Source organism: Kitasatospora sp. NPDC002543, from assembly GCF_053594915.1.
Map to the genome: position 1 here is coordinate 1 of NZ_JBSFWR010000115.1, position 25,382 is coordinate 25,382.

General features: G+C 74.2%; 23 protein-coding genes and 2 riboswitches. Of the genes, 17 read left to right on the plus strand and 6 right to left on the minus strand.

Annotation, left to right across the window (positions count from 1 at the left end; genetic code table 11):
* Positions 1 to 219: 219 nt before the first annotated feature.
* Both ACWD4P_RS32655 and ACWD4P_RS32660 read left to right on the plus strand, forming a co-directional pair.
* Positions 220 to 1,683: an MFS transporter gene (locus ACWD4P_RS32655; RefSeq protein WP_449782134.1), complete on the plus strand. Its 1,464-nt coding sequence runs from the start codon at positions 220 to 222 to the stop codon at positions 1,681 to 1,683.
* Positions 1,683 to 2,135 (plus strand): MarR family winged helix-turn-helix transcriptional regulator, encoded by a 453-nt coding sequence (locus ACWD4P_RS32660; protein ID WP_359821965.1) that lies wholly within the window; start codon positions 1,683 to 1,685, stop codon positions 2,133 to 2,135. The genes ACWD4P_RS32655 and ACWD4P_RS32660 overlap by 1 nt, the downstream gene beginning before the upstream one ends.
* A gap of 135 nt (positions 2,136 to 2,270) precedes the next feature.
* Here ACWD4P_RS32660 and cobF read toward each other — a convergent pair whose 3' ends face one another.
* The gene (gene cobF / locus ACWD4P_RS32665) at positions 2,271 to 3,029 is read right to left on the minus strand and encodes a precorrin-6A synthase (deacetylating) (protein ID WP_449782135.1); all 759 of its coding nucleotides are present in this window, start codon (positions 3,027 to 3,029) and stop codon (positions 2,271 to 2,273) included.
* A 139-nt stretch (positions 3,030 to 3,168) separates the two neighbouring features.
* A riboswitch (cobalamin riboswitch) is annotated at positions 3,169 to 3,337 on the plus strand.
* Positions 3,338 to 3,532: 195 nt separating this feature from the next.
* Between cobF and ACWD4P_RS32670 the strand changes: the two genes are divergently transcribed.
* Positions 3,533 to 4,027 carry an acyl-CoA thioesterase gene (locus ACWD4P_RS32670; RefSeq protein WP_359821970.1) on the plus strand — a complete coding sequence of 165 codons (495 nt, stop codon included), beginning with the start codon at positions 3,533 to 3,535 and terminating at the stop codon, positions 4,025 to 4,027.
* Between the two features lie 102 nt (positions 4,028 to 4,129).
* Positions 4,130 to 4,323: riboswitch (cobalamin riboswitch) on the plus strand.
* A 173-nt stretch (positions 4,324 to 4,496) separates the two neighbouring features.
* On the plus strand, positions 4,497 to 6,812 hold the full coding sequence (metE, locus tag ACWD4P_RS32675; protein WP_449782136.1) for a 5-methyltetrahydropteroyltriglutamate--homocysteine S-methyltransferase: 2,316 nt from the start codon (positions 4,497 to 4,499) through the stop codon (positions 6,810 to 6,812).
* Positions 6,813 to 6,879: 67 nt separating this feature from the next.
* Here metE and metF read toward each other — a convergent pair whose 3' ends face one another.
* Positions 6,880 to 7,797: a methylenetetrahydrofolate reductase [NAD(P)H] gene (metF, locus tag ACWD4P_RS32680; protein ID WP_449782137.1), complete on the minus strand. Its 918-nt coding sequence runs from the start codon at positions 7,795 to 7,797 to the stop codon at positions 6,880 to 6,882.
* Between the two features lie 116 nt (positions 7,798 to 7,913).
* Here metF and folP point away from each other — a divergent pair, with 116 nt between their 5' ends.
* The 3 genes from folP to ACWD4P_RS32695 all read left to right on the plus strand — a co-directional run bounded on the left by folP (position 7,914) and on the right by ACWD4P_RS32695 (position 11,186).
* Entirely contained in the window at positions 7,914 to 8,855 is a 942-nt protein-coding gene (gene folP, locus ACWD4P_RS32685) for a dihydropteroate synthase (RefSeq protein WP_449782138.1), read from the plus strand.
* A 151-nt stretch (positions 8,856 to 9,006) separates the two neighbouring features.
* Positions 9,007 to 10,281 carry a tRNA uracil 4-sulfurtransferase ThiI gene (gene thiI, locus ACWD4P_RS32690; protein ID WP_449782139.1) on the plus strand — a complete coding sequence of 425 codons (1,275 nt, stop codon included), beginning with the start codon at positions 9,007 to 9,009 and terminating at the stop codon, positions 10,279 to 10,281.
* A 140-nt stretch (positions 10,282 to 10,421) separates the two neighbouring features.
* A complete protein-coding gene (locus tag ACWD4P_RS32695; protein ID WP_449782140.1) occupies positions 10,422 to 11,186 on the plus strand; it encodes an adenosylcobinamide amidohydrolase in 765 nt (254 codons plus the stop codon).
* On the opposite strand, the gene ACWD4P_RS32700 is transcribed toward ACWD4P_RS32695, so the two are convergent.
* Positions 11,183 to 12,034, minus strand: coding sequence for an SDR family oxidoreductase (locus ACWD4P_RS32700; RefSeq protein WP_449782141.1), 852 nt, complete (start codon positions 12,032 to 12,034; stop codon positions 11,183 to 11,185). The genes ACWD4P_RS32695 and ACWD4P_RS32700 overlap by 4 nt on opposite strands.
* A gap of 69 nt (positions 12,035 to 12,103) precedes the next feature.
* On the opposite strand from ACWD4P_RS32700, the gene ACWD4P_RS32705 reads away from it, so the two are divergent.
* Complete coding sequence (locus tag ACWD4P_RS32705) at positions 12,104 to 12,523, plus strand: MarR family winged helix-turn-helix transcriptional regulator (RefSeq protein ID WP_359821988.1); 420 nt, start codon at positions 12,104 to 12,106, stop codon at positions 12,521 to 12,523.
* Between the two features lie 222 nt (positions 12,524 to 12,745).
* On the opposite strand, the gene ACWD4P_RS32710 is transcribed toward ACWD4P_RS32705, so the two are convergent.
* Positions 12,746 to 13,705, minus strand: coding sequence for an ABC transporter substrate-binding protein (locus ACWD4P_RS32710; protein ID WP_449782142.1), 960 nt, complete (start codon positions 13,703 to 13,705; stop codon positions 12,746 to 12,748).
* 112 nt (positions 13,706 to 13,817) lie between these two features.
* On the opposite strand from ACWD4P_RS32710, the gene ACWD4P_RS32715 reads away from it, so the two are divergent.
* The 3 genes from ACWD4P_RS32715 to ACWD4P_RS32725 are packed head-to-tail and all read left to right on the plus strand — an operon-like array spanning position 13,818 to position 16,722.
* Entirely contained in the window at positions 13,818 to 14,795 is a 978-nt protein-coding gene (locus ACWD4P_RS32715) for a FecCD family ABC transporter permease (RefSeq protein WP_449782143.1), read from the plus strand.
* Positions 14,792 to 15,898: a FecCD family ABC transporter permease gene (locus ACWD4P_RS32720; RefSeq protein ID WP_449782144.1), complete on the plus strand. Its 1,107-nt coding sequence runs from the start codon at positions 14,792 to 14,794 to the stop codon at positions 15,896 to 15,898. Before ACWD4P_RS32715 ends, ACWD4P_RS32720 begins: the two co-directional genes overlap by 4 nt.
* Positions 15,895 to 16,722, plus strand: coding sequence for an ABC transporter ATP-binding protein (locus ACWD4P_RS32725; protein ID WP_449782145.1), 828 nt, complete (start codon positions 15,895 to 15,897; stop codon positions 16,720 to 16,722). The genes ACWD4P_RS32720 and ACWD4P_RS32725 overlap by 4 nt, the downstream gene beginning before the upstream one ends.
* Before the next feature lie 71 nt (positions 16,723 to 16,793).
* Here ACWD4P_RS32725 and ACWD4P_RS32730 read toward each other — a convergent pair whose 3' ends face one another.
* Positions 16,794 to 17,357: a YbaK/EbsC family protein gene (locus ACWD4P_RS32730; protein WP_449782146.1), complete on the minus strand. Its 564-nt coding sequence runs from the start codon at positions 17,355 to 17,357 to the stop codon at positions 16,794 to 16,796.
* Between the two features lie 80 nt (positions 17,358 to 17,437).
* Positions 17,438 to 18,322, minus strand: coding sequence for a universal stress protein (locus ACWD4P_RS32735; RefSeq protein WP_449782147.1), 885 nt, complete (start codon positions 18,320 to 18,322; stop codon positions 17,438 to 17,440).
* Between the two features lie 293 nt (positions 18,323 to 18,615).
* On the opposite strand from ACWD4P_RS32735, the gene ACWD4P_RS32740 reads away from it, so the two are divergent.
* From ACWD4P_RS32740 to ACWD4P_RS32765, 6 genes are all read left to right on the plus strand, one after another.
* Positions 18,616 to 19,893: an ABC transporter substrate-binding protein gene (locus tag ACWD4P_RS32740; protein WP_359818731.1), complete on the plus strand. Its 1,278-nt coding sequence runs from the start codon at positions 18,616 to 18,618 to the stop codon at positions 19,891 to 19,893.
* Positions 19,894 to 19,985: 92 nt separating this feature from the next.
* A complete protein-coding gene (locus ACWD4P_RS32745) occupies positions 19,986 to 20,837 on the plus strand; it encodes a carbohydrate ABC transporter permease (protein ID WP_359818746.1) in 852 nt (283 codons plus the stop codon).
* A complete protein-coding gene (locus ACWD4P_RS32750) occupies positions 20,834 to 21,667 on the plus strand; it encodes a carbohydrate ABC transporter permease (protein WP_359818729.1) in 834 nt (277 codons plus the stop codon). The genes ACWD4P_RS32745 and ACWD4P_RS32750 overlap by 4 nt, the downstream gene beginning before the upstream one ends.
* Positions 21,668 to 21,715: 48 nt before the next feature.
* Positions 21,716 to 22,909: an ABC transporter ATP-binding protein gene (locus ACWD4P_RS32755; protein WP_449782148.1), complete on the plus strand. Its 1,194-nt coding sequence runs from the start codon at positions 21,716 to 21,718 to the stop codon at positions 22,907 to 22,909.
* An 86-nt stretch (positions 22,910 to 22,995) separates the two neighbouring features.
* Positions 22,996 to 24,729, plus strand: coding sequence for a multicopper oxidase family protein (locus tag ACWD4P_RS32760; protein WP_449782149.1), 1,734 nt, complete (start codon positions 22,996 to 22,998; stop codon positions 24,727 to 24,729).
* 303 nt (positions 24,730 to 25,032) lie between these two features.
* The coding region (locus tag ACWD4P_RS32765) for a sigma factor (RefSeq protein ID WP_449782150.1) at positions 25,033 to 25,382 on the plus strand (350 nt) is incomplete at its 3' end.

The following is a 25,382-nucleotide window of genomic DNA, read 5'->3' on the forward strand; positions in this document are numbered from 1 at the left end:
ACTCGCCATGCGCGCCTGGGACCTCACCCTGCGCGGCGCCGCCGATCTCCTCGGCGGGGCGCGGCCGTTGTGCTGTCCGGGGGTGGCCGGGGAGGTCGAGGTCGGGGGCGGTCGGGGTGGCCGGGGAGGGCGGGGTCGGGGCCGGGGTGGAGTCGCCTCCCGGATTAGTTATATGCTCACAATCATTACAACAACACAAGTAAATCTGGAGCGTTCGTCATGCCCGATGCCGCTCGACCGCGGCCCTGGCTCGTGCTCGCCATCTGCTGCATGAGCCTGCTGATCGTCAGCCTCGACAACACCATCCTGAACGTGGCCCTGCCCGCCATCCGTCGCGACCTGGACACCTCGGTGTCCGGACTGCAGTGGACGATCGACGCCTACACCCTGGTCCTGGCCAGCCTGCTGATGCTCGCCGGATCGACCGCCGACCGGATCGGCCGCCGCCGGGTGTTCCGGATCGGCCTGGTGGTGTTCACCGGGGCCTCCCTGCTGTGCAGCCTGGCTCCCGGGCTCGGCTGGCTGATCGCCGCGCGGATGCTCCAGGCGGTCGGCGGATCGATGCTCAACCCCGTCGCCATGTCGATCATCAGCAACACCTTCACCGACTCCCGGCAGCGCGCCCGCGCGATCGGCGTCTGGAGCGGCGTCGTGGGCATCAGCATGGCCGCCGGGCCGATCATCGGCGGGGCGCTGGTGGAGTCGGCCGGGTGGCGGGCGATCTTCTGGATCAACGTCCCGATCGGCCTGGCCGCGCTCTTCCTCACCACCCGCTACGTGCCGGAGTCGAGGGCGGCCCGCACCCGCCGGGTGGACCCGGTCGGCCAGTTGCTGGTCGTCGTGCTGCTCGCCGCCCTCACCTACGCGATCATCGAGTCGCCGGAGCGCGGCTGGACCTCGCCCGTGGTGCTCGGCTGCGCGGCGGCCGCGCTGGGAGCGCTGCTGGGCCTGCTGTGGTACGAACCCCGGCGCGCCGATCCGCTGATCGACCTGCGGTTCTTCCGCTCCGCGCCGTTCTCCGGCGCCACCGTGATCGCGGTCGCCGCCTTCGCCGGCCTCGGCGGCTTCCTGTTCCTCGGCTCCCTGTACCTCCAGGAGGTCCGCGGACTCGACCCGCTGCACGCCGGGCTGTTCATGCTGCCGATGGCGGTCATGTCGCTGCTCGCCGCGCCGCTGTCCGGCCGGATGGTGGCCACCCGGGGGCCGCGCACACCGCTGCTGCTGGCGGGGGCCGCGCTGACCGCGAGCGCCCTGCTCCAGGCGGTCGGCTACTCCGAGCACCTGCCGACCGGTCTGCTGGTCCTCGCCTTCCTGCTCTTCGGCACCGGCTTCGGCCTGGTCAACGCGCCCATCACCAACACCGCCGTCTCCGGGATGCCCCGCGCGCAGGCCGGGGTGGCGGCGGCCGTGGCCTCCACCAGCCGGCAGGTCGGCCAGTCCCTGGGTGTCGCGGTGACCGGCGCCCTGATGGCCGGGACCGTCCTCACGGACCCGGTGGCCTTCACCGGGGCGGCGCGGACGGCGTGGTGGATCATCGTCGGCTGCGGGGCCGCCGTACTGATCGCCGGTACGCTCACTTCCGGCCGCTGGGCCCGGGCGACGGCCGAGCGCACGGCACAGCGGCTCGCCGCCGAGGAGGCGGTCGAGGAGACCGAGCGGACGAAGGAGACGGTGGGCACCTGATGGAGCGCCTTGACACCGGCGGGCACCCGGAGGTGAGCGAGGCCGACGCCGGGGCGGCGGCCCGGGTCTGGCAGGGGATGTACGCGCTCGTGCTGGAGCGCCACGACCGCCGCAGGATCGTCGCCGACGCCCTCGGCATGAGCTTCAGCCGCGTCAGGGCGCTGCGCCGGCTCGCCGCCGGCCCGATCACCCTGCGGGAGCTGGCCGAGCGGCTGACCGCCGACCCGCCGTACACCACCGTCATCGTGGACGACCTGGTGCGGCGCGGCCTCGCCGAACGCATCACCAACCCGGCCGACCGGCGCTCCAAGCTGGTCCACCTCACCGAGGAGGGCGAGGCGAAGGCGGCGCTCGCCACCGGGATCCTCACCACCCCGCCGGACGCGCTGCTCGCGCTGCCGCCGGAGGACATCCACGCGCTCGACCGGGTACTGGCGAAGCTCCTGGGCTGAGGCCCCAGCCGAGGTCACGGTGAGAGGGCATGGCGGCCTTCGCCGAGAAGCGCCCGCCGGAGTTCACCGACCGCTGACGCGCCGCGCCGCCCCGCCCCCCCCCCGGGGCGGCGCACCGCGTCACGCTGCCGAGGGTCAGCCGTCCGAGCGCCGGAGCAGGTAGGTGTCCATGATCCAGCCCTTGCGCTCGCGGGACCGCTCGCGCAGCTCGCGGATCCGCGGGGCCGCCTCGGCGAGCGGCCCGGAGACGAGCACCTCGTCGGGGGTGCCGAGGTAGGCGCCGTAGTGGATCTCCAGCCCCCGGGGGTCGATCTCGGTGAAGGCGGCCCGGCCGTCGAGCATCACCACCACGTCGTCCACCCCCGCGGGGAAGCCCTCGGCCAGGCGGCGACCGGTGGTGATCTGCACCGGGCGGCCGACCCTGGTCAGCGTGGTGCGGTGCCGGGCGGCGAGTGCGGAGACGCTGCTGATGCCCGGGAGCACCTCGAACTCGAACGGCACCCCGCCACGGGTGGACACGTCCTCGACCACGGCGATGACGCTGTCGTAGAGCGCGGGGTCGCCCCAGACCAGGAAGGCGCCGCTCTCCTCCGGGCCGAGGTGCTCGGCGAGCAGCCGCTCGACCAGATCGGCGCGGCGCACGCGCCAGTCGTCCACGGCGGCGGTGTACGCGGGGGTGGTGCGGTCCCGTTCCGCGTCGGGCACCTCGACCACCCGGTGCCCGGGCAGGCCGTGCTCGGCCAGCATCCGGCGGCGGAGCCTGATCAGGTCCTGCCGCTCCTCGCTCTTGTCGAGGATGAAGAAGACGTCGGTGCGACCGATCGCCTTGACCGCTTGCAGGGTCAGGTGGTCGGGGTCGCCCGCGCCGATGCCGATGACGAAGATGTGCCGCATGGGGGACATTCTGCCGTCCGCCCCGGCGTACGGCCCCGGCGGTCGTGCGTGGACCGACCGAGGAGGTGGGCGGTGGCCGTGAGCTGCGCGGATGGACGTAAGCTGGCGGGGCAGCTGGTTCGCCCCGCCCGCCGGGCGGGGTGTCGCAAGAGGGAACCCGGTGGGAATCCGGGACTGCCCCGCAGCGGTGAGCGGGGGCGACCGCCGTCCTGTGCGGCGGGCCCGGACACGGGCCCGGGAGGCTACGGCCGGTAGGTGTCCGTCCCGGTCAGGCCGGGAGGGCGCGCCCACGAGTCCGAAGACCTGCCGCTGCCCGCGTGCCGTGGTGGCCCGCGGTCCCACCACGACCCCGAGGGCGGGCCGCTGGTGCGGGTGGGCCGTATGCGCACGGCCGCCCGCTCCTTCGCGTGCCCGGCACGGGGCGCGCGACCCACGAAGGAGGGTTCCGTGCAGCGGAACGCCGACCACGACTCCCGCGGCGCCATGACGGGCGGGCCGTCGCTGTGACCAGTCCGTCCGTCCTCTCCCGCACCCCGGCCGACTCCGCGGTGACCCTCGCCCACATCATGAGCGACCACGACACCAACCTCTACGGTTCGGTGCACGGCGGCGTGATGATGAAGCTGATCGACGACGCGGCGGCCGCCGCCGCGGGCCGGCACGCCGGAGTCCCCGCGGTCACCGTCTCGGTCGAGGAGATGTCCTTCCTCGCCCCCGTCCGGGCCGGGGACCTCCTCACCGTCCGGGCCCGGGTGGAGCACGTCGGGCGGACCTCGATGGACGTGGCCGTCGTGGTGACCTCGGAGCGGTGGAACCTCACCGGGCCCGTCACCAGGGTGGCGACGGCGCAGCTGGTCTTCGTCGCGATCGACGCGGACGGGCGGCCGCACCGCGTCCCGGAGCTGGTCGTGGAGGGCTCCTCCGAGGAGCGGCGCGACGGTGCGGCGCGGGAGCGGCGGACCGGCCGCACCGGGCCGGAGCGCGAGCCGGTCGAGTAGCCGTTCGGGGTGGCCGTCCGGGGCGCTTCGTCTCACGATGCAGAAGGCTTTCGAGATTTCCGCCTCCGCGGCGGCGTTCTGCCCCTAAGCTGGCCACGCAGCTGGTTCGCCCCGCCCGCCAGGCGGGGTGTCGCAAGAGGGAACCCGGTGGGAATCCGGGACTGCCCCGCAGCGGTGAGTGGGAACGACCGCCGTCATACGCACTGGACCCGGGACGGGTCTGGGAAGCGACGGCCAGTAGGTGTCCGCCCCGGTTTCGACCGGGTGGGCGCGCCCGCGAGTCCGAAGACCTGCCACTGCCCGCGCGCGACCGTTCGCGTGCGGCCATCCGGTGACCTCGTGGGCGGGTCGGCGACCATACCAGGCGGAGCCGTGCACGGGCACGGGTGTCCGTCCGGTTCGTCCTCCCTTCGCGTCCTCGTGCCGCCACCGGTGCACTTGAGGATTCAGGCTCGCGAAGGAGAGTCCCTTGACAGCGAAGTCCGCAGCCGCGGCGTCCGTGGCCACCGCGTACGGCTACCCCCGGCAGGGCCGTAACCGTGAACTGAAAAAGGCGATCGAGGGCTACTGGAAGGGCACGGTCACGGCCGAGGCGCTGCTGTCGACCGCGGCCGACCTGCGCCGGACCAACTGGGCCCAGCTCGCCGGGGCGGGGGTCGGGGAGGTCCCGACCGGTGACTTCTCGTTCTACGACCACGTGCTGGACACCAGCGTGGCGGTCGGTGCGATCCCGCCGCGCCACCGGGAGGCGGTCGACGCCGACCCGCTGGACGGGTACTTCGCGATGGCGCGCGGCAACCAGGACGTCGCACCGCTCGAGATGACCAAGTGGTTCGACACCAACTACCACTACCTGGTGCCGGAGTTGGGCCCGGACACGGTGTTCGCCGCGAACCCGGCCAAGGCGGTCGGCGAGTTCGCGGAGGCCGTCGCGCTCGGCCACGCCGCCCGTCCGGTGCTGGTCGGCCCGGTGACCTACCTGCTGCTGGCCAAGCCTGCCCCCGGGGTGGCGGAGGACTTCCAGCCGATCACCCTGCTGGACCGGTTGCTGCCGGTCTACGCCGAGCTGCTCGCGGCGCTCAGGGCCGAGGGGGCCGAGTGGGTGCAGCTGGACGAGCCCGCGCTGGTCCAGGACCGCACCCCGGCCGAGCTGAACACCGCCGCGCGCGCCTACCGTGAGCTCGGCGCCCTCACCGAGCGGCCCAAGCTGCTGGTCGCGAGCTACTTCGACCGGCTCGGCGAGGCACTGTCGGTGCTGGCCAAGGCCCCGGTGGAGGGCTTGGCGCTGGACTTCACCGGCCCGGCCGCCGCCAACCTGGAGGACCTGGCCGCCGTCGGCGGGCTGCCCGGCAAGCGGCTGGTCGCCGGGGTGATCGACGGGCGCAACATCTGGATCAACGACCTGGAGAAGTCGCTGTCCACGCTGGCGACCCTGCTGGGCCTCGCCGACACCGTCGACGTCGCGCCGTCCTGCTCCCTGCTGCACGTCCCGATCGACGCCGCCGCCGAACGGGAGCTGGACCCGCAGATCGCCCGCTGGCTCGCCTTCGCCCGGCAGAAGGCCGGCGAGGCGGCGCTGCTCGCCCGCGGCCTGCGCGAGGGCACCGGCGCGATCACCGCCGAGCTCGCCGCCAACCGCGCCGACCTCGCCTCCCGCGCCAACTCCCCGATCACCCACGACCCGGCGGTGCGCGCCCGGGCGGCCGCCGTCACCGCCGAGGACACCCGACGCGCCCAGGCCTACCCGCAGCGGGCCGAGGCCCAGCGCGCCCGGCTCGGCCTGCCGCTGCTGCCGACCACCACCATCGGCTCCTTCCCGCAGACCACCGAACTGCGCACCGCCCGCGCCGACCTGACGGCCGGACGGATCGACGCCGCGGCCTACCGGGAGCGGATGGAGAGCGAGGTCCGCGAAGTCATCGCGTACCAGGAGAAGGCCGGCCTGGACGTCCTGGTACACGGCGAGCCCGAGCGCAACGACATGGTCCAGTACTTCGCCGAGCAGCTCACCGGCTACCTGGCCACCCGGCACGGCTGGGTGCAGTCGTACGGCACCCGGTACGTGCGCCCGCCGGTGCTGGCCGGCGACATCTCCCGCCCGCATCCGATGACCACCGAGTGGTTCGTCTACGCGCAGCACCTGACCGACCGCCCGGTCAAGGGCATGCTGACCGGTCCGGTCACCATGCTCGCCTGGTCCTTCGTCCGCGACGACCAGCCGCCGGCCGACACCGCCCGGCAGGTGGCCCTCGCCCTGCGCGACGAGGTCACCGACCTGGAGGCGGCCGGCGCGGCCGTGGTCCAGGTGGACGAGCCGGCCCTGCGCGAGACCCTCCCGCTGCGGGCCGCCGCCCGCCCGGCGTACCTGGACTGGGCCACCGAGGCCTTCCGGCTGGCCACCTCCGGGGTGCGGACCGACACCCAGATCCACACCCACATGTGCTACGCCGAGTTCGGTGCGATCATGACCGCGATCGACGACCTCGACGCGGACGTCATCTCCCTGGAGGCGACCCGCTCGCACATGGAGGTGGCCGGCGAGCTGGCCGAGGCGGGCTACCCGCGCGAGGTCGGCCCGGGCGTCTGGGACATCCACTCGCCGCGCGTCCCCAGCACCGAGGAGGCCGTCTCCCTGCTGCGCGCGGGTCTGGCGGCGATCCCGGCGGAGCGGCTGTGGGTCAACCCGGACTGCGGGCTGAAGACCCGCGGCTGGACGGAGACCCGGGCCTCGCTGGAGAGCCTGGTCGGCGCGGCCCGGGTGCTGCGCGCGGAACTGGCCGGCTGACGGAGGCCGGATTCCGGGAGTCGGAGCGGGCGCGGCGAGGCCGCCGCGCCCGCTCCCGTCGGATGGCTCAGCCGGACTCGGGCAGGCCGAGGTTCTGGTAGATCTCCGTCGTGACCGTGGAGAAGTTCATGGTCATGAAATGCAGACCGGGGACCCCTTCGGACAGCAGTCGCCGGCACATCGCGGTGGCGTACTCGATTCCGATCGCCCGGACCGCCCCGGGGTCGTCCCGGTGTTCCAGCATGCGCTCGGAGAATTCCGAGGGAATGGCCGCGGTGGTCAGCGTGGGAATCCGCCGGAGTGACCGGATCGTGGTCACCGGCATGATCTCCGGAATGATCGGAACGGCGCAGCCGGCGGATTCCAGTCGGTCCCGGAAACGGAGGTAGCTGTCGGTCTCGAAGAACATCTGGGTGATCGCGTAGTCGGCGCCCGCCCGGCACTTGGCGATGAAATGGCCGATCTCGGAATCCCAGTCGGGGGAGCGCGGGTGCATTTCCGGGAACGCGGCCACGCCGACGCAGAACTCCCCGGACTCCTTGATCAGCCGCACCAGGTCGGCCGCGTACTCCACCCCGTCCGGGTGGCGGACCCAGGGGCCCAGCGGGTCGCCCGGGGGGTCGCCGCGCAGCGCCAGGATGTTGCGGACGCCCTGGTCGGCGTAGTGGCCGAGGATGTTCCGCAGCTCGGCGACGCTGTGGCCGACGGCGGTCAGGTGGGCGGCCGGGGTCAGGGTGGTCTCCTGCGCGATGCGCCCGGTGACGTTCACCGTCCGCTCCCGGGTCGACCCGCCGGCGCCGTACGTCACCGAGACGAAGGTGGGGGAGAGGGCCTCCAGGCGCCGGATCGCGTTCCACAGGCCGGCTTCCGCTTCGGCGCTCCTGGGCGGCATGAATTCGAACGAGTAGGAACGCCTGCCGGTCGCGAGGAGTTCGCGGATGGAGGCCGCCCGGTCCGTGCGCGTGGTGGGGATTCCGAGTGTCATGGCAGGAGGTTATCCGGATTGGTGCGGACCAATCCCGGAGTGTCCACTCCGTGATACGGAATTCTCCACCGGGGGTGCCTGGCGGGGGGCCTGGGGCGGGACGGCACAATGGGGGCATGAAAAGACCTTCGCAGGCATTGCCGGGACTTCCCGGGTGGGACCGGTGCGCGGTGATGGGAATCGTGAACGTGACACCCGACTCGTTCTCGGACGGCGGGCGCTGGCTGGACCCGGGACGGGCGGTGGACCGGGGCCTGCTGCTGGTGGACCAGGGCGCCGACATCGTGGACGTGGGCGGGGAGTCGACCCGGCCCGGCGCGACCCGGGTCTCCGAGGAGGAGGAACTGCGCCGGGTGCTCCCGGTGGTGCGCGCGCTCGCCGACAAGGGCGTCCTGGTCAGCATCGACACCATGCGCGCCCGGGTCGCCGACGCGGCGGTGGAGGCCGGCGCGCGGATCGTCAACGACGTCAGCGGGGGCCTGGCCGATCCGGACATGGCCCGCGCCGTGGCCGGGACCGGGGTGCCCTTCGTCGTCATGCACTGGCGCGGGCAGTCCGCGGGCATGGACGCGCTGGCCGACTACACCGACGTGGTGGCCGAGGTGATCGGCGAGGTCGCCCGGCAGATGGACGCGGTCGTGTCGGCCGGGGTCGACCCGTCCCAGGTCATCGTCGACCCGGGGCTCGGCTTCGCCAAGAGCCGGCGGGACGACTGGGCGCTGCTGGCCTCGCTGGGCGCGTGGAGCGCGCTCGGGCGCCCGGTGCTGGTGGCGGCCTCGCGCAAGCGGTTCCTGGGCGAGCTGCTGGCCGACCCGGACACCGGCGAGGCCCGCCCGGCCCGGGAACGGGACGCGGCCACCGCGGCGGCCGGCGTGCTGGCCGCCGCCCAGGGGGCGTGGGCGGTACGGGTGCACGAGGTCCGCGACACGGCCGACGCCGTCCGGGTCGAGGCCGCGCTGCGGCACGCGGGCCGGGCCCTGCCCGGGCCGACGGCGCCGGGCGTGCCGCCGGCAGGCGCGTTGACGGAGGACGCGCTGACGGCGGGGGCGCGGGCGTGAACCGGCCCCAGCACGGGCCCCGCGCGCCCCCTCCGGACCGCTCCGCGCGCCCGCTCCGGACCGCCCGGACGCCCGCTCCGGCCCGTCCGGCACGATGGAGGGGCCGACGACACCGAACGACGACACCGAACGACGACGCTGGGACTTCTGGATGGACCACCCGACCGACGACACCCGCCTGCCCGCCCAGCGCGGCGGCACCGAACCCTACGGCCCCTGCGTGCTGCTCAAGCACGGCGAGGTCGCCCTCAAGGGCCGCAACCGGCGCGCGTTCGTGCAGCGCCTGGAGGACAACCTGCGGGCGGCGCTGCGCGGAGTGGGCGGCTCGACCTGGATCCGCACGCCGCACAGCCTCACCGTGCTCGGCGGGCAGGTGCCGGTCGAGACCCTGGTGGCCAGGGCACGCACCGTGATCGGCTTCAGCTCCGTGGAGCCGGCGCTGCGCGTGCCCAGCACGATGGAGTCGATCGAGGCGAACGGGCTGGAGGTGCTGCGCGCCGCGTGCGCCGGCCGGGCCGCCACCGGCTTCGCGGTGCGCGCCAAGCGGCGCGACAAGGCCTTCCCGCTGACCTCCTCCCAGCTGGAGCGGGAGCTCGGGGCGCTGCTCCAGCCGCGGGTGCCGGGCCTGCGGGTGGACTTGACCGCGCCCGACGTCACCCTGTCCGTCGAGATCGACCGCCGCGAGACCTTCCTGTCCGCCGAGCGCCACCCCGGGCTGAGCGGGCTGCCGGTGGGCTCCAGCGGCCGCGCCCTGGTGCTGCTCTCCGGCGGGTACGACTCGCCGGTGGCCGCGCACCGGGCCATGCGGCGCGGCCTGGCCTGCGACTTCGTGCACTTCAGCGGCGCGCCGTACACCAACCCCGCGTCGGTCTACAAGGCCTACGCGCTGGCCCGCGAGCTCAACCGCTACCAGCCGCCCGGCGCCCTGCACGTCATCGCCCTCGGCAAGGCCCAGAAGCAGCTGGCCGTCGCGGGTGCCGGACGGCTGCAGGTGGTCGCCCAGCGCCGCCTCATGGTCCGCACCGCCTCGGCGCTGGCCGAGGCCACCGGCGCGCAGGCGCTGGTGACCGGCGACAGCCTGGGGCAGGTGGCGAGCCAGACCCTGGCCAACATGGTCGCGGTGGACCAGGCGGCCACCCTGCCGGTGCTGCGCCCGCTGGTCGGCTGGGAGAAGCAGGAGATCATCGACCAGGCGAGGGCGCTCGGCACGGCCGGGATCTCCGTCCTGCCGGACGAGGACTGCTGCAGCCTGCTCGCCCCGCCGGAGGTCACCACCGGGGCGCGGATCGGTCGGCTGCGGGCCGTGGAGCGGCGCCTCGACCTGGACGAGCTGGTCGAGGCGCTGCTGGAGAACGTGCAGGTGATGCGGCCCGGCGAGGAGGAGGACCAGGCACCGTCCACCGCCACCTGCGCCGTCCCCTCCTGAGCGGCACGGCCCGACGGCCCGGACCCAGGGCCGTCGGGGGAGGAGAGCGGACGGGCCCGGCCGCCGGCGGGGGAGCGGCCGGCGGTCGACCCGGACCGGCGGACCAGCGTGGTGTTGTGACCGGTGGAGGGGGAGTGGTCGTGAACGAGGGCGCAGTGCGGGTGGGACGGGCCGTACGGACCGAGGACGGCGCCTGCCGCCACCTGCTGGTGTGGCGGGCCGGGCCCGGCTGGCGGATGGTGAGCAGCGCGGTGCTCGGCGGCGGGCTCGGGGAACGCGGATGGGTGCTCAACGCCCAGGTGCGGCCGGGCTACGCGCGGATGGATCCGGCCGAGCACCTGGCCGAACTGGCCGCCGCGCAGGGGCTCTCGGGCCCAGGCGTCGGGCTGATGACGGCGGCCGAGGTGGACGACTGCACCCGGGCCGAGGACGGCGGGGTCAGCGCGGTGGTCACCACCGGGATCGGCGTCGCGCTGTGGGCGGCGGACCCGGCCGCGGCGCCGGTGGAGTACCGGCCCGGCACGATCAACATCCTGGCCGTGGTGCCGGCCGCGGTCGCGGACGGGGGCCTGGTCAACCTGCTGGCCACCGCGGCCGAGGCCAAGGTCCAGGCCCTGCTGGACGCCGGCTACGACTGCTCGGGCACCCCGTCCGACGCCGTCTGCGTGGCCGTCCGGTCGGCTTCCGACGAGGGGCCCGCCGACCCCTTCGGTGGCCCGCGCTCGTTCTGGGGCGCCCGGCTGGCCCGGGCGGTGTACCGGGCGGTGCGGGCCGGCGCCGAGCTGGACCGCGAGCGGCGCGCCCAGGGGCCGCCGGTGCCGCACCCGCGGACGGTGCCCGGCTGCTGCGTCCCGGACGTGCGCGGGCCCGGTGCGGAGGCAGTGGCGGAGACGGTGGCGGGTTAGCCGACCCAGCCGGCGGTCAGGTTCCGCACGGCCGAGCCGTCGAGGTCCCGGAGCTTGATCCCGGCGAAGCCCCGGGCGGCGTCGGAGGTGAGCACCCGGAAGGCGGGCCGCTCGGCGGCCAGCAGGTCGAGGATCCGGGCGGCCACGTCCTCGGCGGCCTGGGCGGAGGCGAAGGCGTCGCGGGTGCGTTCCAGGTAGGCGGCCAGGGCGGGCGCGTACGGCCCGGCCTGTTCGGCCGCGTCGTCCGTGAGGCCCACGTTGGTGACGAACTCGCTGGCCACCGCGCCCGGTTCGACCACGCTGACGGACACCCCGACGGTGGCGGCGACCGGGGCGAGCGACTCCATGAAGCCCTCGACCGCGAACTTGGCGGCGCAGTACGCCTCGTTGAAGGGCTGGCCGACCACGCCGCCGACGCTGGTCACGGTCAGTACCCGGCCGCCGCTCGCCCGCAGCAGGGGCAGGGCGGCCTTGGTGACGTGCAGCACCCCGAAGAAGTTGACCTCCATGACGGCGCGGACGTCGGCCACGCTCTCCTGCTCCAGGGTGCCGACGTGGCCCGCGCCGGCGTTGTTGACCAGCGCGTCCAGCCGTTCGACGCCGGCCAGGCAGGCCTCGACGGAGGCCTGGTCGGTGACGTCCAGCGCCCGGAGGTCGACGGTGACCCCGGCCGCCGCGGCGGCGGCCAGCAGCGGGCCGGCCTTCGCGGTGTTCCGCATGGTGGCGATCACGTGCCAGCCGCCGCGGGCGGCGGCGACGGCGGTGGCCAGGCCGATGCCGGAGGAGGTGCCGGTGATCAGGACGGTCTTGTCGCTCATGGTGTCGGGCTCCAGATGATTACGGATCATAACCAATATGATTCATAACTATGTGGCCCGATAGTTCACCCTGTCAAGCACCTGGCTACCCTGGTGGTCATGCCCCACCCATCGGATGACCTCGCCCAGGAGATCGTCGGACTCTTCGCGGCCGTCAACCGCCGCTACGGCCGGGAGGCCGAGGAGGCCGCGGCGGTCCACGGGCTGACCGCGCTGCAGGCCAAGGCGCTGCTCACCGCCGAGGCCCCGGTCCCGACCCGGCGGATCGCCGAGCGGCTGCACGCGGAGCCGTCCAACGTGACGGTGATCGTCGACCGGCTGGAGTCGCGCGGCCTGGTCGAGCGCAGCGTCGACCCCGTCGACCGCCGGGTCAAACGCGTCGCCGCCACCGCCGCCGGCCGGGAGGTCGCCGCGGACCTGCGCGCCCGGATGCCGTTCGCCGGCGACCCGCTGGCCCGGCTCGGCGCCGAGCAGCGCGAGTCCCTGCGCGATCTCCTCCGGCTGGTCCTGGAGGCATGACAGCCGCCCCGGATGGGCGGTCCGGGGGCGGCTGTCATGTCGGTGCCGGGTCGCCGCCCATCAGCGGCTTCCGGCTCGAAGTGTCCGCGCCGGCCGCCCCGTCGAGCCGGCAGCCGGAAGGGCCGTCACCGGATTCCTTCCGGTGACGGCCCTTCGTGTCCGTACGGTCCTGAGTGGGGCCCGTGGACTCCGGGGGGGGGGGGAATTCCCCGGCGGGGTCGGTTACTTGGCGGCGAAGGCCTTCTCGATGTCCTCGACGACCTTCTCCGCCGCGATCGGGCCGGAGCTGCTGCTCCACACCTGGCCGTCGACGCCCGTCACCTGGTCGGTGCCGACGGCCTTGAGGCGGGTGAAGGCCTCCTGCTTGCGCGCGGTCTCCAGGGCCTTCTCGCCCTCGGCGTTCAGGGTGGCGACGAAGATCCGGTCGGCGTCGGCCTTGTTGAGGTTCTCCAGGGACAGCGGGTCCGAGTGGGGCTGGGCGCCCAGGCCGTCGGCGATCGGCAGGGTGGCGGCGCCGGCCTTCTTCAGCAGGTCGCCGGGCATGTTGGTGGTGTTCATCACGATCGGCCCGTTGGGCATCCACCGCATCACGACGGCGCTGCCGGTCTTTCCCTCGCCGGCCTTGGCGGCGCGCTTGTCCAGGGCGTCGAGCTTGGCGGTCAGGTCGTCCTTGTGGCCGAGCGCGTCGCCGTACACGGCGAGCATCGCGCGCCAGTCGCCGGCCTTGGGGACGATCGTCGGGGCGACCGCGGAGAGCTTGTCGTACTGCGCCTTCTCGATGCCCGAGGAGGCCAGGATGAGGTCGGGGGTGGCCTTGAGGATCGCCTCGATGTTGGGCTCCTTGACGGTGGCCACCAGCGGGACGGAGTCGGCCTTCAGGTAGGCCGGGGCGGTGGTGCCGCCGCGGCTGGAGCTGGTGCCCACCGGGGTGACGCCGAGTGAGAGGGCGGTGTCCAGCGAGGTGTCGTTGAGGGCGACGACCCGCTTGGCCTCGGCCGGGACCTCGACGGCGCCGAAGGCGGTGTCGATGCTGCGCTTGCCGTCCTTGGCGGCGGTGGAGGAGGAGCCGGAGTCACCCGCGGAGCTGCCGGAACCCGAGGAGCCGCACGCGGTCAGGCCCAGGGCGAGGGCGCCGACGACGGCCGTTCCGAGCAGGGTCTTGGTAAAGCGGGTGCCAAGCATGGGTGTTCTCCGAGGAATGGTAGTTTACGGACGAACCGTTTTTCTGAGGTTAGCCTAACCATACGTAAGGCCATGACGGAGAGGCCCCGGTGTGACATTCCGATCACTCCTCTTGCGCGGACTGTTGCCCGCCGGCGCGATACTGCTGCTCGCCGTACTGGCGAGCCTGCTGCTCGGCGCCGGTGACGTGGGGCCGTCACGAGCGCTCGCCACCCTGCTCGGTGACGGCGACTCCGACTCCCGGTTCACCGTGTTCCACCTGCGCGCCCCGCGCACCGCGGTGGCCCTCGCCGTCGGGCTCGCGCTCGGCGTGGCCGGCACCGTGCTCCAGGCCGCCGCCCGCAACCCGCTGGCCGAGCCCGGCCTGCTCGGCGTCAGCACCGGCGCCTCCTTCGCCGTGGTGATCGCGATCGTGCTCGGCGCCAGCGCCGCCGGCGTCGGCCCCTACGTCGCGGTGCTGGGCGCCGCCGCCGGCTGCCTGCTGGCACTCGGCGCGGCCCGGCTGCGCGGCACCGGCGACGACCCCGTCCGGCTGGTGCTCGCCGGCGCCGCGCTGAGCGGGCTGATGAACGCCGGCTCCTCCGTGCTGCTGCTGTCCGACGCCCGGGCCGCCGACGAGATCCGCTTCTGGACCATCGGCTCGGTGGCCGGCCGCGGCACCGACCAACTGCTGTCGGTGCTGCCCGTCCTGCTGCTCGGTCTGGTGCTGGCGCTGCTCTCCGGCCCGGCGCTGACCGCGCTCAGCCTCGGCGACGACGTCGCCACCGGCCTCGGCCACAAGCCCCGCCGCGCCCGCGCCCTCGCGGTGACCGCTGTCGCACTGCTGGTCGGCGCCGCCACCGCGATCGCCGGGCCGGTCTCCTTCGTCGGCCTGGTGGTGCCCTTCGCCGCCCGGGCCCTGGTCGGCCCGGACCTGCGCCGGCTGCTCGTGGTGTCCGCCCTGCTCGGCCCGGCCGTCGTCCTGCTCGCCGACGTGGCCTCCCGGCTCGTCGCCCGCCCGTACGAGATGCCGCTCGGCGTGATGACCGCCCTGTGCGGCGCCCCCGTCCTGGTCGCCGTCGTCCGCTCGCACAGAATGCCCTCGCTGTGACCTCCACTCTCAACGCCCCGAAGGCCCCGGGCCCCGGCCCGCGCCCGGCCGCGACCCGGCGGCCGACCCCACCCGGCACCCGGCTGCTCGTCCTCGGCGGCGACCGCTCGGTGCTCGTCCCCGTCCGGCCGCTGCTCGGCTTCGCCGCCCTGCTGGCCGCCGTGGTCGCGGTGACGGCCGTCTGCCTGGCCGTCGGCGAGACCGACCTGGACCCGGTGACGGCCCTGCGCGCCGCCTTCGGCGACGGCACCGCCCGCGACGTCCTGCTGGTGGAGAAGCTCCGGCTGCCCCGCGCCGAGGCCGCACTGGCCGTCGGCGCCGCCCTCGGCGTCGCGGGCTGCCTGATGCAGACCCTCGCCCAGAACCGGCTGGCCACCCCGGACACCGTCGGCTTCAACGAGGGCGCCAGCGCCTTCGCGGTCGCCTCCGTCACCGGCGTCGCCACCCAGCTGCTGCCCTCCGCCGCAGCCCTGGCGGGCGCCGCCACCGCCGCCTCGCTCGCCTTCGCCCTCGGCGGCGGGGCCGGCCGCAACGGCTACCGCTTCCTCGTCGTCGGCCTCGGTATCGGCGCGGTCTTCGGCGCGGTGACCAACCTGATGCTCTCCCGCGCCGCCATCGACGCCGCCAACGCCGCCTTCGGCTGGACGGTCGGCACCCTCAACAGCCGGGACGCCGACACCGTCGGCCACCTCGAACTCGGCCTGCTGGTCTGCCTGCCCGCCGCCGTGCTGCTGGGCCGCCGGCTGTCGCTGCTGCGCTTCTCCGACGCCGTCGCCACCGGGCTGGGCGTCCGGGTGCGCGGCCTGCGGATCGGCGTCCTGGCGGTCGCCGTGGTCTGCGCGGGCCTGGCCGTGGCCGTCGCCGGACCGCTCGGCATGATCGCGCTCGCCGCGCCCGAGGCCGCCCGCCGGATCGCCGGACCGCGCTGCGTGCCGGTGCTCACCTCGGCCGCCGCCGGCGCCGCCTTCACCCTGCTCGCCGACCTGATCGGGCGCACCGCGCTGTCGCCGATCGAGGTGCCGGCCGGCCTGGTCACCGCCGTCGTGGGCGGCCCGTACCTGCTCTGGCTGCTGCTCACCACCCGTCCCCGGAGGACCGCATGACCGCCCCCACCGCGACCGCCGCCGACGCCCCGGCCCACCGGCTGGCGACCAGCGCGCTCAGCCTCGGCCACGACCGCACCATCGTGGTGCGCGAGCTGGACCTCGAACTGCCGGAGCGGCAGGTCACCGTCATCGTCGGCCCGAACGGCTGCGGCAAGTCCACCCTGCTCGGCGGCCTCGCCCGGACCATCGCCCCGCGCTCCGGCGCCGTCCTGCTCGACGGCAAGCCGCTGACCTCGCTGTCCACCCGCGCGATCGCCCGGATCATCGGCCTGCTGCCGCAGTCCGCCACCGCCCCGGACGGGCTGACCGTCCGTGACCTGGTCCGCTACGGCCGCCAGCCGCACCAGGGCCTGCTGCGGCAGTGGTCCGCCACCGACGCCGAGGCGGTGGAACACGCCCTCACCGCCGCCGACCTGCACGAACTCGCCGACCGCCCGCTCGACACTCTCTCCGGCGGCCAGCGCCAGCGTGCCTGGATCGCGATGGCCGTCGCCCAGGACACCGACATCCTGATGCTGGACGAACCCACCTCGGCGCTGGACATGGGGCACGCCCTGGAGGTGCTGGAGATGGTGCGCGGACTCACCGAGCGCGGCCGCACCGTCGTCCTCGTCCTGCACGACCTGACCACCGCCTGCCGCTACGCCGACCACATGGTGGCCATGCGGGACGGCCGGGTGGCCGCCCAGGGCGCGCCGCGCGACATCGTCACCCCGGAGCTGGTGCGCGAGCTGTACGGGGTGGAGAGCGCGATCCTCACCGACCCGGTGCACGGCACCCCGGTGGTCTGCCCGGTCGGCCTCGCGCCCCGGGCCCGCTGACCGCGCGTCCGCTGGCAGTGCGCCGGCTGGCCCCGGGCCGGTGCCGCCGGACCGCCCGGCCGTTCAGCCGTTCAGCCGGCCAGGCCGGGCAGCACCTCGGCGCCGGGCAGCCGCGCCAGCGCCCACCCGGGCAGGATGAGCTTGCCCCGGCGCCGGCCGCTGCCGACCAGGACGTACGGCGCCTCGGCCACCGCCCCGTCGATCAGCAGCGGCCATCCGGCGGGCAGGCCGAGGGGCGTGATGCCCCCGTACTCCATGCCGGTCAGCTCGACCGCGGTGTCCATCGGCGCGAACGACGCCTTGCGCGCCCCCAGGTGGGTGCGCACCGCCTTGTTGACGTCCACCCGCGTGGTGGCCAGGGCCAGGCACGCGGCCAGGGTCACCTCCCCGGCACGCTTGGCGGCGACCACCACGCAGTTCGCGGAGAGCTCCGGGGGAGCGTTGTAGGCCGCGCAGAACACGGCGGTGTCCGCCAGCTCCGGATCGGTGTCCACGTAGAGGACCGAGGCGGCCGCCTCCTGGGCGGCCCAGTTCTTCAGCGCGTCGGCGACGGGCGCGGCGAGCTCCGCGCAGACCTCCAGCGCGGGCGCGGCGGAGACGAAGTTCCCGAAGGGCGGGCGTACGGACTCACTCATGGGACCGGACTGTAGCGCCTTCCCGGAACCCGTCAGTCCCGGGACCCGTCGGCCCCGGAACCCGTCGGCCCCGGAACCCGTCAGCCGTACGGGACGACCGCGACCGGGCAGTGCACGTGGTGGATCGCGGCGTGCGCCACCGGGCCGACGTGGTGGTGGCGCAGCGGCAGGTGCCGGATCCGGCGGCCGACCACCAGCAGCCGGGCCGTCGCCGCGGCGTCCACGAGGTCCACCGCGGGCTTGCCCCGGATCAGCTCGGTGGTCACCTCGACGCCGGGATAGTGGACCCGCCACGGCGCCAGGGCCCCGGCGAGCCCGCTGTCCTCGGCCGCGGACGCCTCGCGCTCCAGCCCGCCGATCGCCCCGTAGGACATGTACTCGCTGCCGGCCGGCGGCGACCAGACGTGCACCACCCGCAGCGGCGCCGAGCGCAGCGCGGCGGCCTGGAAGGCGAAGGCCAGCACCGGCTCCGCCGGGCGCCCGAGGTCCAGGCCGACCATCACCTCGCCGTCCGGCTCGTCCCCGCCGGCCCGGACCAGCACCACCGGGCAGGCCGCCCGCCGCAGCACCTCCTGGCTCACCGAGCCGATCAGGAACCCGCGCAGGGTGCCCAGTCCGCGCGAGCCGACCACCAGCACGGATGCGCTCTGCCCGGCGGCCTCCAGCGCCTCGACGGGATCGGCGGCCACCGAGGAGGCGGCCACCTCCACCGCGGGCGCCAGGGACCTCAACTCGCCCTCGCGTTCGGCGAGTTGCGCCAGCGCGGGATGGTCGCCCGGTCGGCTCCCGGGGGCGACGTGCTTGGGCCGGGGCCACGCCTGGAGGACGTCCAGGCGCAGGCCGCGGCGCTGCGCCTCGCGGGCGGCCCAGGCGGCGGCGGCCAGGCTCTCGGGCGAGCCGTCGAATCCGACGACGACGGGCCCGGTCACGGCGTGGGGCCCGGTCACGGCGTGGGGTCCGGTCACGGCGTGCTCCTCGGTTCCGGCGCGGCCGGAGGTCTCGGCGTGTGCGCCCAGTATCCGGCCGGTCCCCGGCCCGCGCCTCCCGGACACCCGCCGCCGGCCCGGCTCCGGGAGCCGCCCTGCGCGGCGCACGCACCCCGACGCGCCCTGGTGCGGGGCCGATCGACAGGACGCTCCCCGGGCCGCCGGTTCGGCCGTCCGGCTGGTCGCCCGCCCGGCGGCGCGGCACGCCCCCGGCCCGGCCGGGGCGTCGGGCTAGGGTCTCCCGGACCGGTCCGTCCCACTCCGGGAGAACGATGCCGAGGCTCCCCGATCTCCGCTCGCGCTGGGCGAGCGCCGCCGCCGGACTGGCCGTGCTCGCCTCCGCCCTGGCGGGCTGCGGGGGCGGCGGCAGCGGCGGCCCCGTCACCCTGAACTGGTACAACTTCCCGGACGACTCGGGCGCCCTCCAGCAGGCCGCCGACCGCTGCGGGCAGGAGTCCGGCGGCCGCTACACGATCCGCTACAACAAGCTGCCGCGTGGCGCCGACGGCCAGCGCCAGCAGCTGGTGCGCCGGATGGCGGCGCACGACGCCGACGTGGACGTCCTCGGCCTGGACGTCACCTGGCCCGCCGAGTTCGCCGAGGCCGGCTGGATCCGCGAGTGGACCGGGGCGATGCGCGAGCGGGCCACCGCCGACACCCTCGACGCGGCGGTGCGCACCGCGACCTGGCGGGACCGGCTGTACGCGGTGCCGTACAACTCCAACACCCAGTTGCTCTGGTACCGCGACGACCTGGTGCCGACCCCGCCCCGGACCTGGGCGGAGATGCTCTCGGCGGCGAAGGAGCTGGCCCGCGAGGGCAGGCCGCACCTGGTGGAGATCCAGGGCGCCCAGTACGAGGGGCTGACGGTCTGGTTCAACACGCTGGTCACCAGCGCGGGCGGTTCGATCCTGACCCCCGACGCCCAGGCGCCCTCGCTCGGGGCGCCGGCCGTCACGGCCGCCGGGGTGATGCGCGACCTGGCGGCGTCGGTGGCCGCCGACCCCTCGCTGCCGAACCAGATGGAGGACCAGAACCGGCTCGCCATGGAGTCCGGCACGGCCGCCTTCGAACTCAACTACCCCTTCGTCTACCCCTCGATGAAGGCCAACCGGCCGGAGCTGTTCCCGCACTTCCGCTGGGCCCCGTACCCCGCGGTGAGCGCCGACCGGCCCGCCAGCGTCACCATCGGCGGGATCGACCTCGCGGTGGGCGCCTACAGCCGCCACCCCGACCTCGCCGCCGAGGCCACCCTGTGTCTGCGCGACCGGGACAACCAGCTCACCAACGCGCTGAAGGGCGGCCTGCCTCCCTCGCTGCGGAGCCTGTACGGGACGGCCGAGCTCACCGCCAGCTACCCGTTCGCCGCCGACGTGCTGGCCGCCCTCGACTCCGCGAGCGTGCGGCCCCAGACCCCGGCCTACCAGAACGTCTCCATCGCCGTCTCGCACACCCTCTCCCCGCCCGCCGGCATCCGTCCGGAGAAGGACGTGGCCGACCTCCGCGGGCAGATCCAGGCCGCCCTCGGCTCGAAGGGGCTGATCCCGTGACACCGTCCACCGAGGCCGCCGCCGCGGCCGGGCCCGAACCGGCCGGACCGGAGCCGGCCGGGCCCTCGCGCGGGGCCCGCCAGGAGAGCCGGCTGGGCCTGCTGCTGTGCGCCCCCGCGGTGATCGTGATGCTCGCCGTCACCGCCTACCCGATCGGCTACGCCGTCTACCTGTCCCTGCAGCGCTACGACCTGCGCTTCCCCGCGCAGGCGCACTGGGTCGGCCTCGCCAACTACGGTGCGGTGCTGACCTCGCCGTACTGGTGGCAGGCGCTCGGCGTCACGGTGCTGATCACGGTGGCGTCGGTCACCGTGGAGCTGGTGCTCGGCCTGGCGCTCGCGCTGGTGATGCACCGGACGGTCTTCGGGCGCGGCACGGTGCGCACCGCGGTGCTGGTGCCGTACGGGATTGTCACCGTGGTCGCCGCGTACTCCTGGCAGTACGCCTGGACCCCGGGCACCGGCTACCTGGCGGCGCTGCTGCCGGAGGGCAGCGCCCCGCTGACGGAGCAGTGGCCGGCCGTCGGTCTGATCGTCCTCGCGGAGGTGTGGAAGACCACCCCGTTCATGGCGCTGCTGCTGCTCGCCGGCCTGGCCCTCGTCCCGGAGGAGACCGTCCGGGCGGCGATGGTGGACGGCGCGAGCGCGGGCCAGCGGCTGCGGCTGGTGGTCCTGCCGCTGATGAAGCCGGCGATCCTGGTCGCGCTGCTCTTCCGGACCCTGGACGCCTTCCGGATCTTCGACAACATCTACGTGCTGACCAGCGGCGCCAACGGCACCGGCTCGGTGTCGATCCTCGGCTACGACAACCTCTTCACCGCGCTCAACCTGGGCATCGGCTCGGCGATCTCGGTGCTGATCTTCGTCTGCGTGGCGCTGATCGCCCTGGTCTTCGTCAAGCTGTTCGGCGCGGCCGCGCCCGGCGCCGACCCGGAGCACCGGTGAGCGGCCGGCCCGCCCGGGCGCTGACCGGCTGGGGCGTCGCCAACCTGGTGGTGGTGCTCTACGCGCTCTTCCCGGTGTGGTGGATCGTGGCGCTCTCCTTCAAGGATCCGAGCACCCTCTCCGACGGCGCCTTCGTGCCCCGCCGCTGGACCCTGGCCAACTACCGGGGCATCTTCCAGACCTCGGAGTTCACCCGCGCCCTGGTCAACTCGATCGGCATCGCGGTGATCGCCACCACCGTCGCCGTCGTGCTGGGCACCATGGCCGCGTACGCGGTGGCCCGGCTGCGCTTCCCCGGCAAGCGGCTGCTGATCGGGGTGTCGCTGCTGATCGCGATGTTCCCGCCGATCTCGCTGGTCTCGCCGCTGTTCGACATCGAGCGGGCGCTCGGCCTGTTCGACACCTGGCCCGGGCTGATCATCCCGTACATGACCTTCTCGCTGCCGCTGGCGATCTACACGCTCTCGGCGTTCTTCCGGGAGATCCCCTGGGACCTGGAGAAGGCGGCCAAGGTGGACGGTGCCACGCCGTGGCAGGCGTTCCGGCTGGTCATCGCGCCGCTGGCGGCGCCGGGAGTGTTCACCACCGGCATCCTGGTCTTCATCTTCTGCTGGAACGACTTCCTGTTCGCGATCTCGCTGACCTCCACCACCTCGGCCCGGACGGTCCCCGCGGCGATCGCCTTCTTCACCGGGAGCTCCCAGTTCGAGCAGCCGACCGGATCGATCGCGGCCGCCGCCGTGATCATCACGATCCCGATCGTGGTCTTCGTGCTGCTGTTCCAGCGCCGCATCGTCGCCGGGCTCACCGCCGGCGCAGTCAAAGGCTGAACCCGAGTCGATGAACCCGCCCCACCCGGCGGGCCAGGAAGGCGGATCGTGGCCGAGATCGTCCTCGACGGCATCACCAAGCGCTACCCCGACGGCGCCGTCGCCGTCCGCGACGTCAACCTCACCATCGCCGACGGGGAGTTCGTGATCCTGGTCGGCCCCTCCGGCTGCGGCAAGTCCACCACCCTCAACATGATCGCCGGGCTGGAGGACATCACCGAGGGCACCCTGCGGATCGCCGGGGAGGTGGTCAACGACCGGGCCCCCAAGGACCGCGACATCGCGATGGTCTTCCAGAGCTACGCCCTCTACCCGCACATGAGCGTGCGCGACAACATGGGCTTCGCGCTGCGCCTGGCCAAGGTCGACAAGCCGACCATCGCCGCCAAGGTCGAGGAGGCCGCCCGCATCCTGGACCTGACCCAGCACCTGGACCGCAAGCCCGCCAACCTCTCCGGCGGGCAGCGCCAGCGGGTCGCGATGGGCCGGGCGATCGTCCGCGACCCCAAGGCCTTCCTGATGGACGAACCGCTGTCCAACCTGGACGCCAAGCTGCGGGTCCAGATGCGCACCCAGATCGCCGCCCTCCAGCGCAGGCTGGGCACCACCACCGTCTACGTCACCCACGACCAGGTCGAGGCGATGACGCTCGGCGACCGCGTGGTGGTGATGCGCTCCGGCGTCGTCCAGCAGGTCGGCTCGCCGCAGGAGCTGTACGACGAGCCGGTGAACCTCTTCGTCGCCGGCTTCATCGGCTCACCCGGGATGAACTTCCTCGGCGCCACCCTGGAGCAGGACGGACCGCACACCGCGCTGCGCACCTCCCTGGGCGACCTCCCGCTGGACGACCGCACCCGGCGCGCCCTGGAGCGCGCGGACGCGCCGCGCGAACTGATCGTCGGCATCCGCCCCGAGGACTTCGAGGACGCGGCGCTGGTCGAGGGGCACACCGGCGGGGTCACCGTCACCGTGACCGTCGAGGTGCGGGAGTCCGTCGGCTCCGACGTCTACGTCCACTTCGCGGAGGAGGGCGGACCGGCGGTGACCGAGGAACTCGCCGAACTCGCCGCCGACTCGGGCCGGGCCGACACCGGGATGCGCGAGCACCGGGTGGTCGCCCGGCTGAGCACCGCCACCCGGGCCGCCGAGGGCGGGCCGCTGGACCTGTGGGTGGACACGGCGCGCGTCCACGTCTTCGACCCGCGCGGCGGGGTGAACCTGACACACCCGGAACACCGGTAGCGGGGTACTGCGGAAGGCCCAACACCGCCTCGGCCGACGGTGTGCCTGACCGTAGCCGTGCGGAAGTCGCCCTACATTGCCCGGCTATGAGAGAAAATGCCGGAATCAGTCGCCGATCGGTGCTCAAGGCCCTCCCCGCGGCCGCCGTCCTCGCGGCGGGCTCCGACGGGCTCCTCGCCCGGCCGGCGAGGGCCGCGGCCACCTTCCCGCAGCCGGTCGTCCGGAGCTCCCCGTCGGTCGCCGGCGGATCCTCGGCCGGGGCCTCCGCGGGCACGAGGGCGGTGCTGGAGCAGACGCTCGACGTCCGGTTCACCAGCACCGCCGTGCCCGGCTACGGGACGGTCACCACGCGCACCTACAACGGGACGATCCCGGGGCCGACCCTGCGGGTGCGCGCCGGCGACGCACTGTGGCTGCACCAGGTCAACGGCCTGCCGCCGAACCCGCCGGACCCGATGCCCGCCTCCGGCCACGGCGGCCACAACCGGCCGCACCGCCTGAACAGCTTCAACCTCCACACCCACGGCCTGCACGTCTCGCCCTCCGGGGAGGCCGACAACATCCTGCGCGAGTTCCCGCCGCGCACCGCCGAGGAGGTCGCGGCCGGCGTCCCCGAGCCGCGGTACCTCACCACCGTCGAGATCCCCGCCGGCCACCCCGCCGGGACGTACTGGTACCACCCGCACGTGCACGGCGCCACCGCCCAGCAGATCGCCGGAGGGATGGCCGGGGTCCTCATCGTCGAGGGCGACGTCGACGAGGTGCCGCAGATCAAGGCCGCCGCCGACGTGGTCGTCTGCGTCAACGAACTCCGGCTCAAGGACGACAAGGTCGCCGAGTTCACCACCGGCGACGCCCTGGCCGCCGCCCAGCCGACCTTCACCATCAACGGCTCGGTCAACCCCACCCTCACGCTGCGCCCCGGGGAGGTCCAGCGCTGGCGCCTGGTCGCGGCGACCGCCTTCACCGCCTTGAAGCTCCAAGTGATCAGTGGTGAAAAGAAATTGGCGATGCATCAGATCGCCATGGACGGGGTGACCTTCCCCGCGGTGGTCGCCGCCGAGACGGTGTCGCTGGCCGTGGGCAACCGGGCCGACGTGCTCGTCCGGGGCGGCGACGCCGGGACGTACGAACTGCGGGCCACCGGGGTGCCCGGCCCGCTGATGACGATCGAGGTGGCGGGAGAGGCCGTCCGGCCGCCGATGGAGCTGCCGACCGCGCTCCCGCAGGGCAAGCCGTTCCTCGACGAGAAGGACGTCGCCGACCCCGACAGCGACCGCAGGATCGTCTTCCACGTCGACGCGGGTGCCTTCCCCAAGCCGTTCCCCAACGCCTACCGCGTCCTCGGCAGCCACCCCACCCCGGCCGCCTACCCGGAGGGCGACCTCACCCGCGACCCCGCCTACGGCCTGTTCGACCCCGAGTACGTCAACCACACCCTGGAACTCGGCACCGTCGAACGGTGGACCCTGCACACCGACGACAGCATGCCCGCCTTCCACCACCCCTTCCACCTGCATACCAACCACGTCCTGGTCACCCACCGCAACGGCGTGCGACTCGACCCGCCGGTCTGGCAGGACACCGTCGACCTGAGCGGCGGCAAGCCGGGGGACACCGTCACCCTCCTGGTCAAGTACGAGGACTTCACCGGCCGCACCGTCCTGCACTGCCACCAGCTCCAGCACGAGGACCTCGGCATGATGCAGCTGGTCGACCTCGTCCAGCCGCGACGGCCCCGGGGGCCGCGCCGGCAGGCCGGGAAGAACGGGCCCGGTCGGCCCGGGGAGCCGGTGCGGCCCCGTCCGCTCGACCACTGAGCGCTCCTGCGCCGCCCCCGTGGAACCGTCGGCGGAACCGGGGGACGGAACCGGGGGCGGAACCGGCGGCGGAACCGGCGCAGGAAAAACATCCGGAACAGGAGTTCGGACCCGCCTCCCGGGGTACAACCAGTCATGCAGCGGCCGTGACCGTTCCGGCTGCTCCCGCACCCGATCGGGTGCCACCGGGACCGCGCTTGAAGAAGCCGGGCACAGGTCCTGGGGGAAGAAGTCCGCGGCGCGCACGAGGTGCGAGCCCGTAGCCGTCGCCGGGCGTCCACCCCGATGTCCTGGAGCGATCACGTGTCCATCCACCTGGAAACGACCGAGACGGAGCCCGCGCCCCGGGGCCTGCCGCCCGACCTGCCGCGAAGACCGACGGCGGCCGAGCTGCGCCGGATGGGGAAGACCGAGGCCCGCGAACTGAGCGACGCGCTGTTCGAACGGCTGGCCGCGCTGGCCCGCGAGTCCCACGCCTACAGCTACGTCCGCGGCACGATCATCGAGCTCAACATGCCGCTGGTGCGCTTCATCGCCGCCCGCTTCCGCCACCGCGCGGAGGACATGGAGGACATCCTCCAGGTCGGCACGATCGGCCTGATCAAGGCCGTCGACGGCTACGATCCCGGGCGCGGCGTCGAGTTCGTCACCTA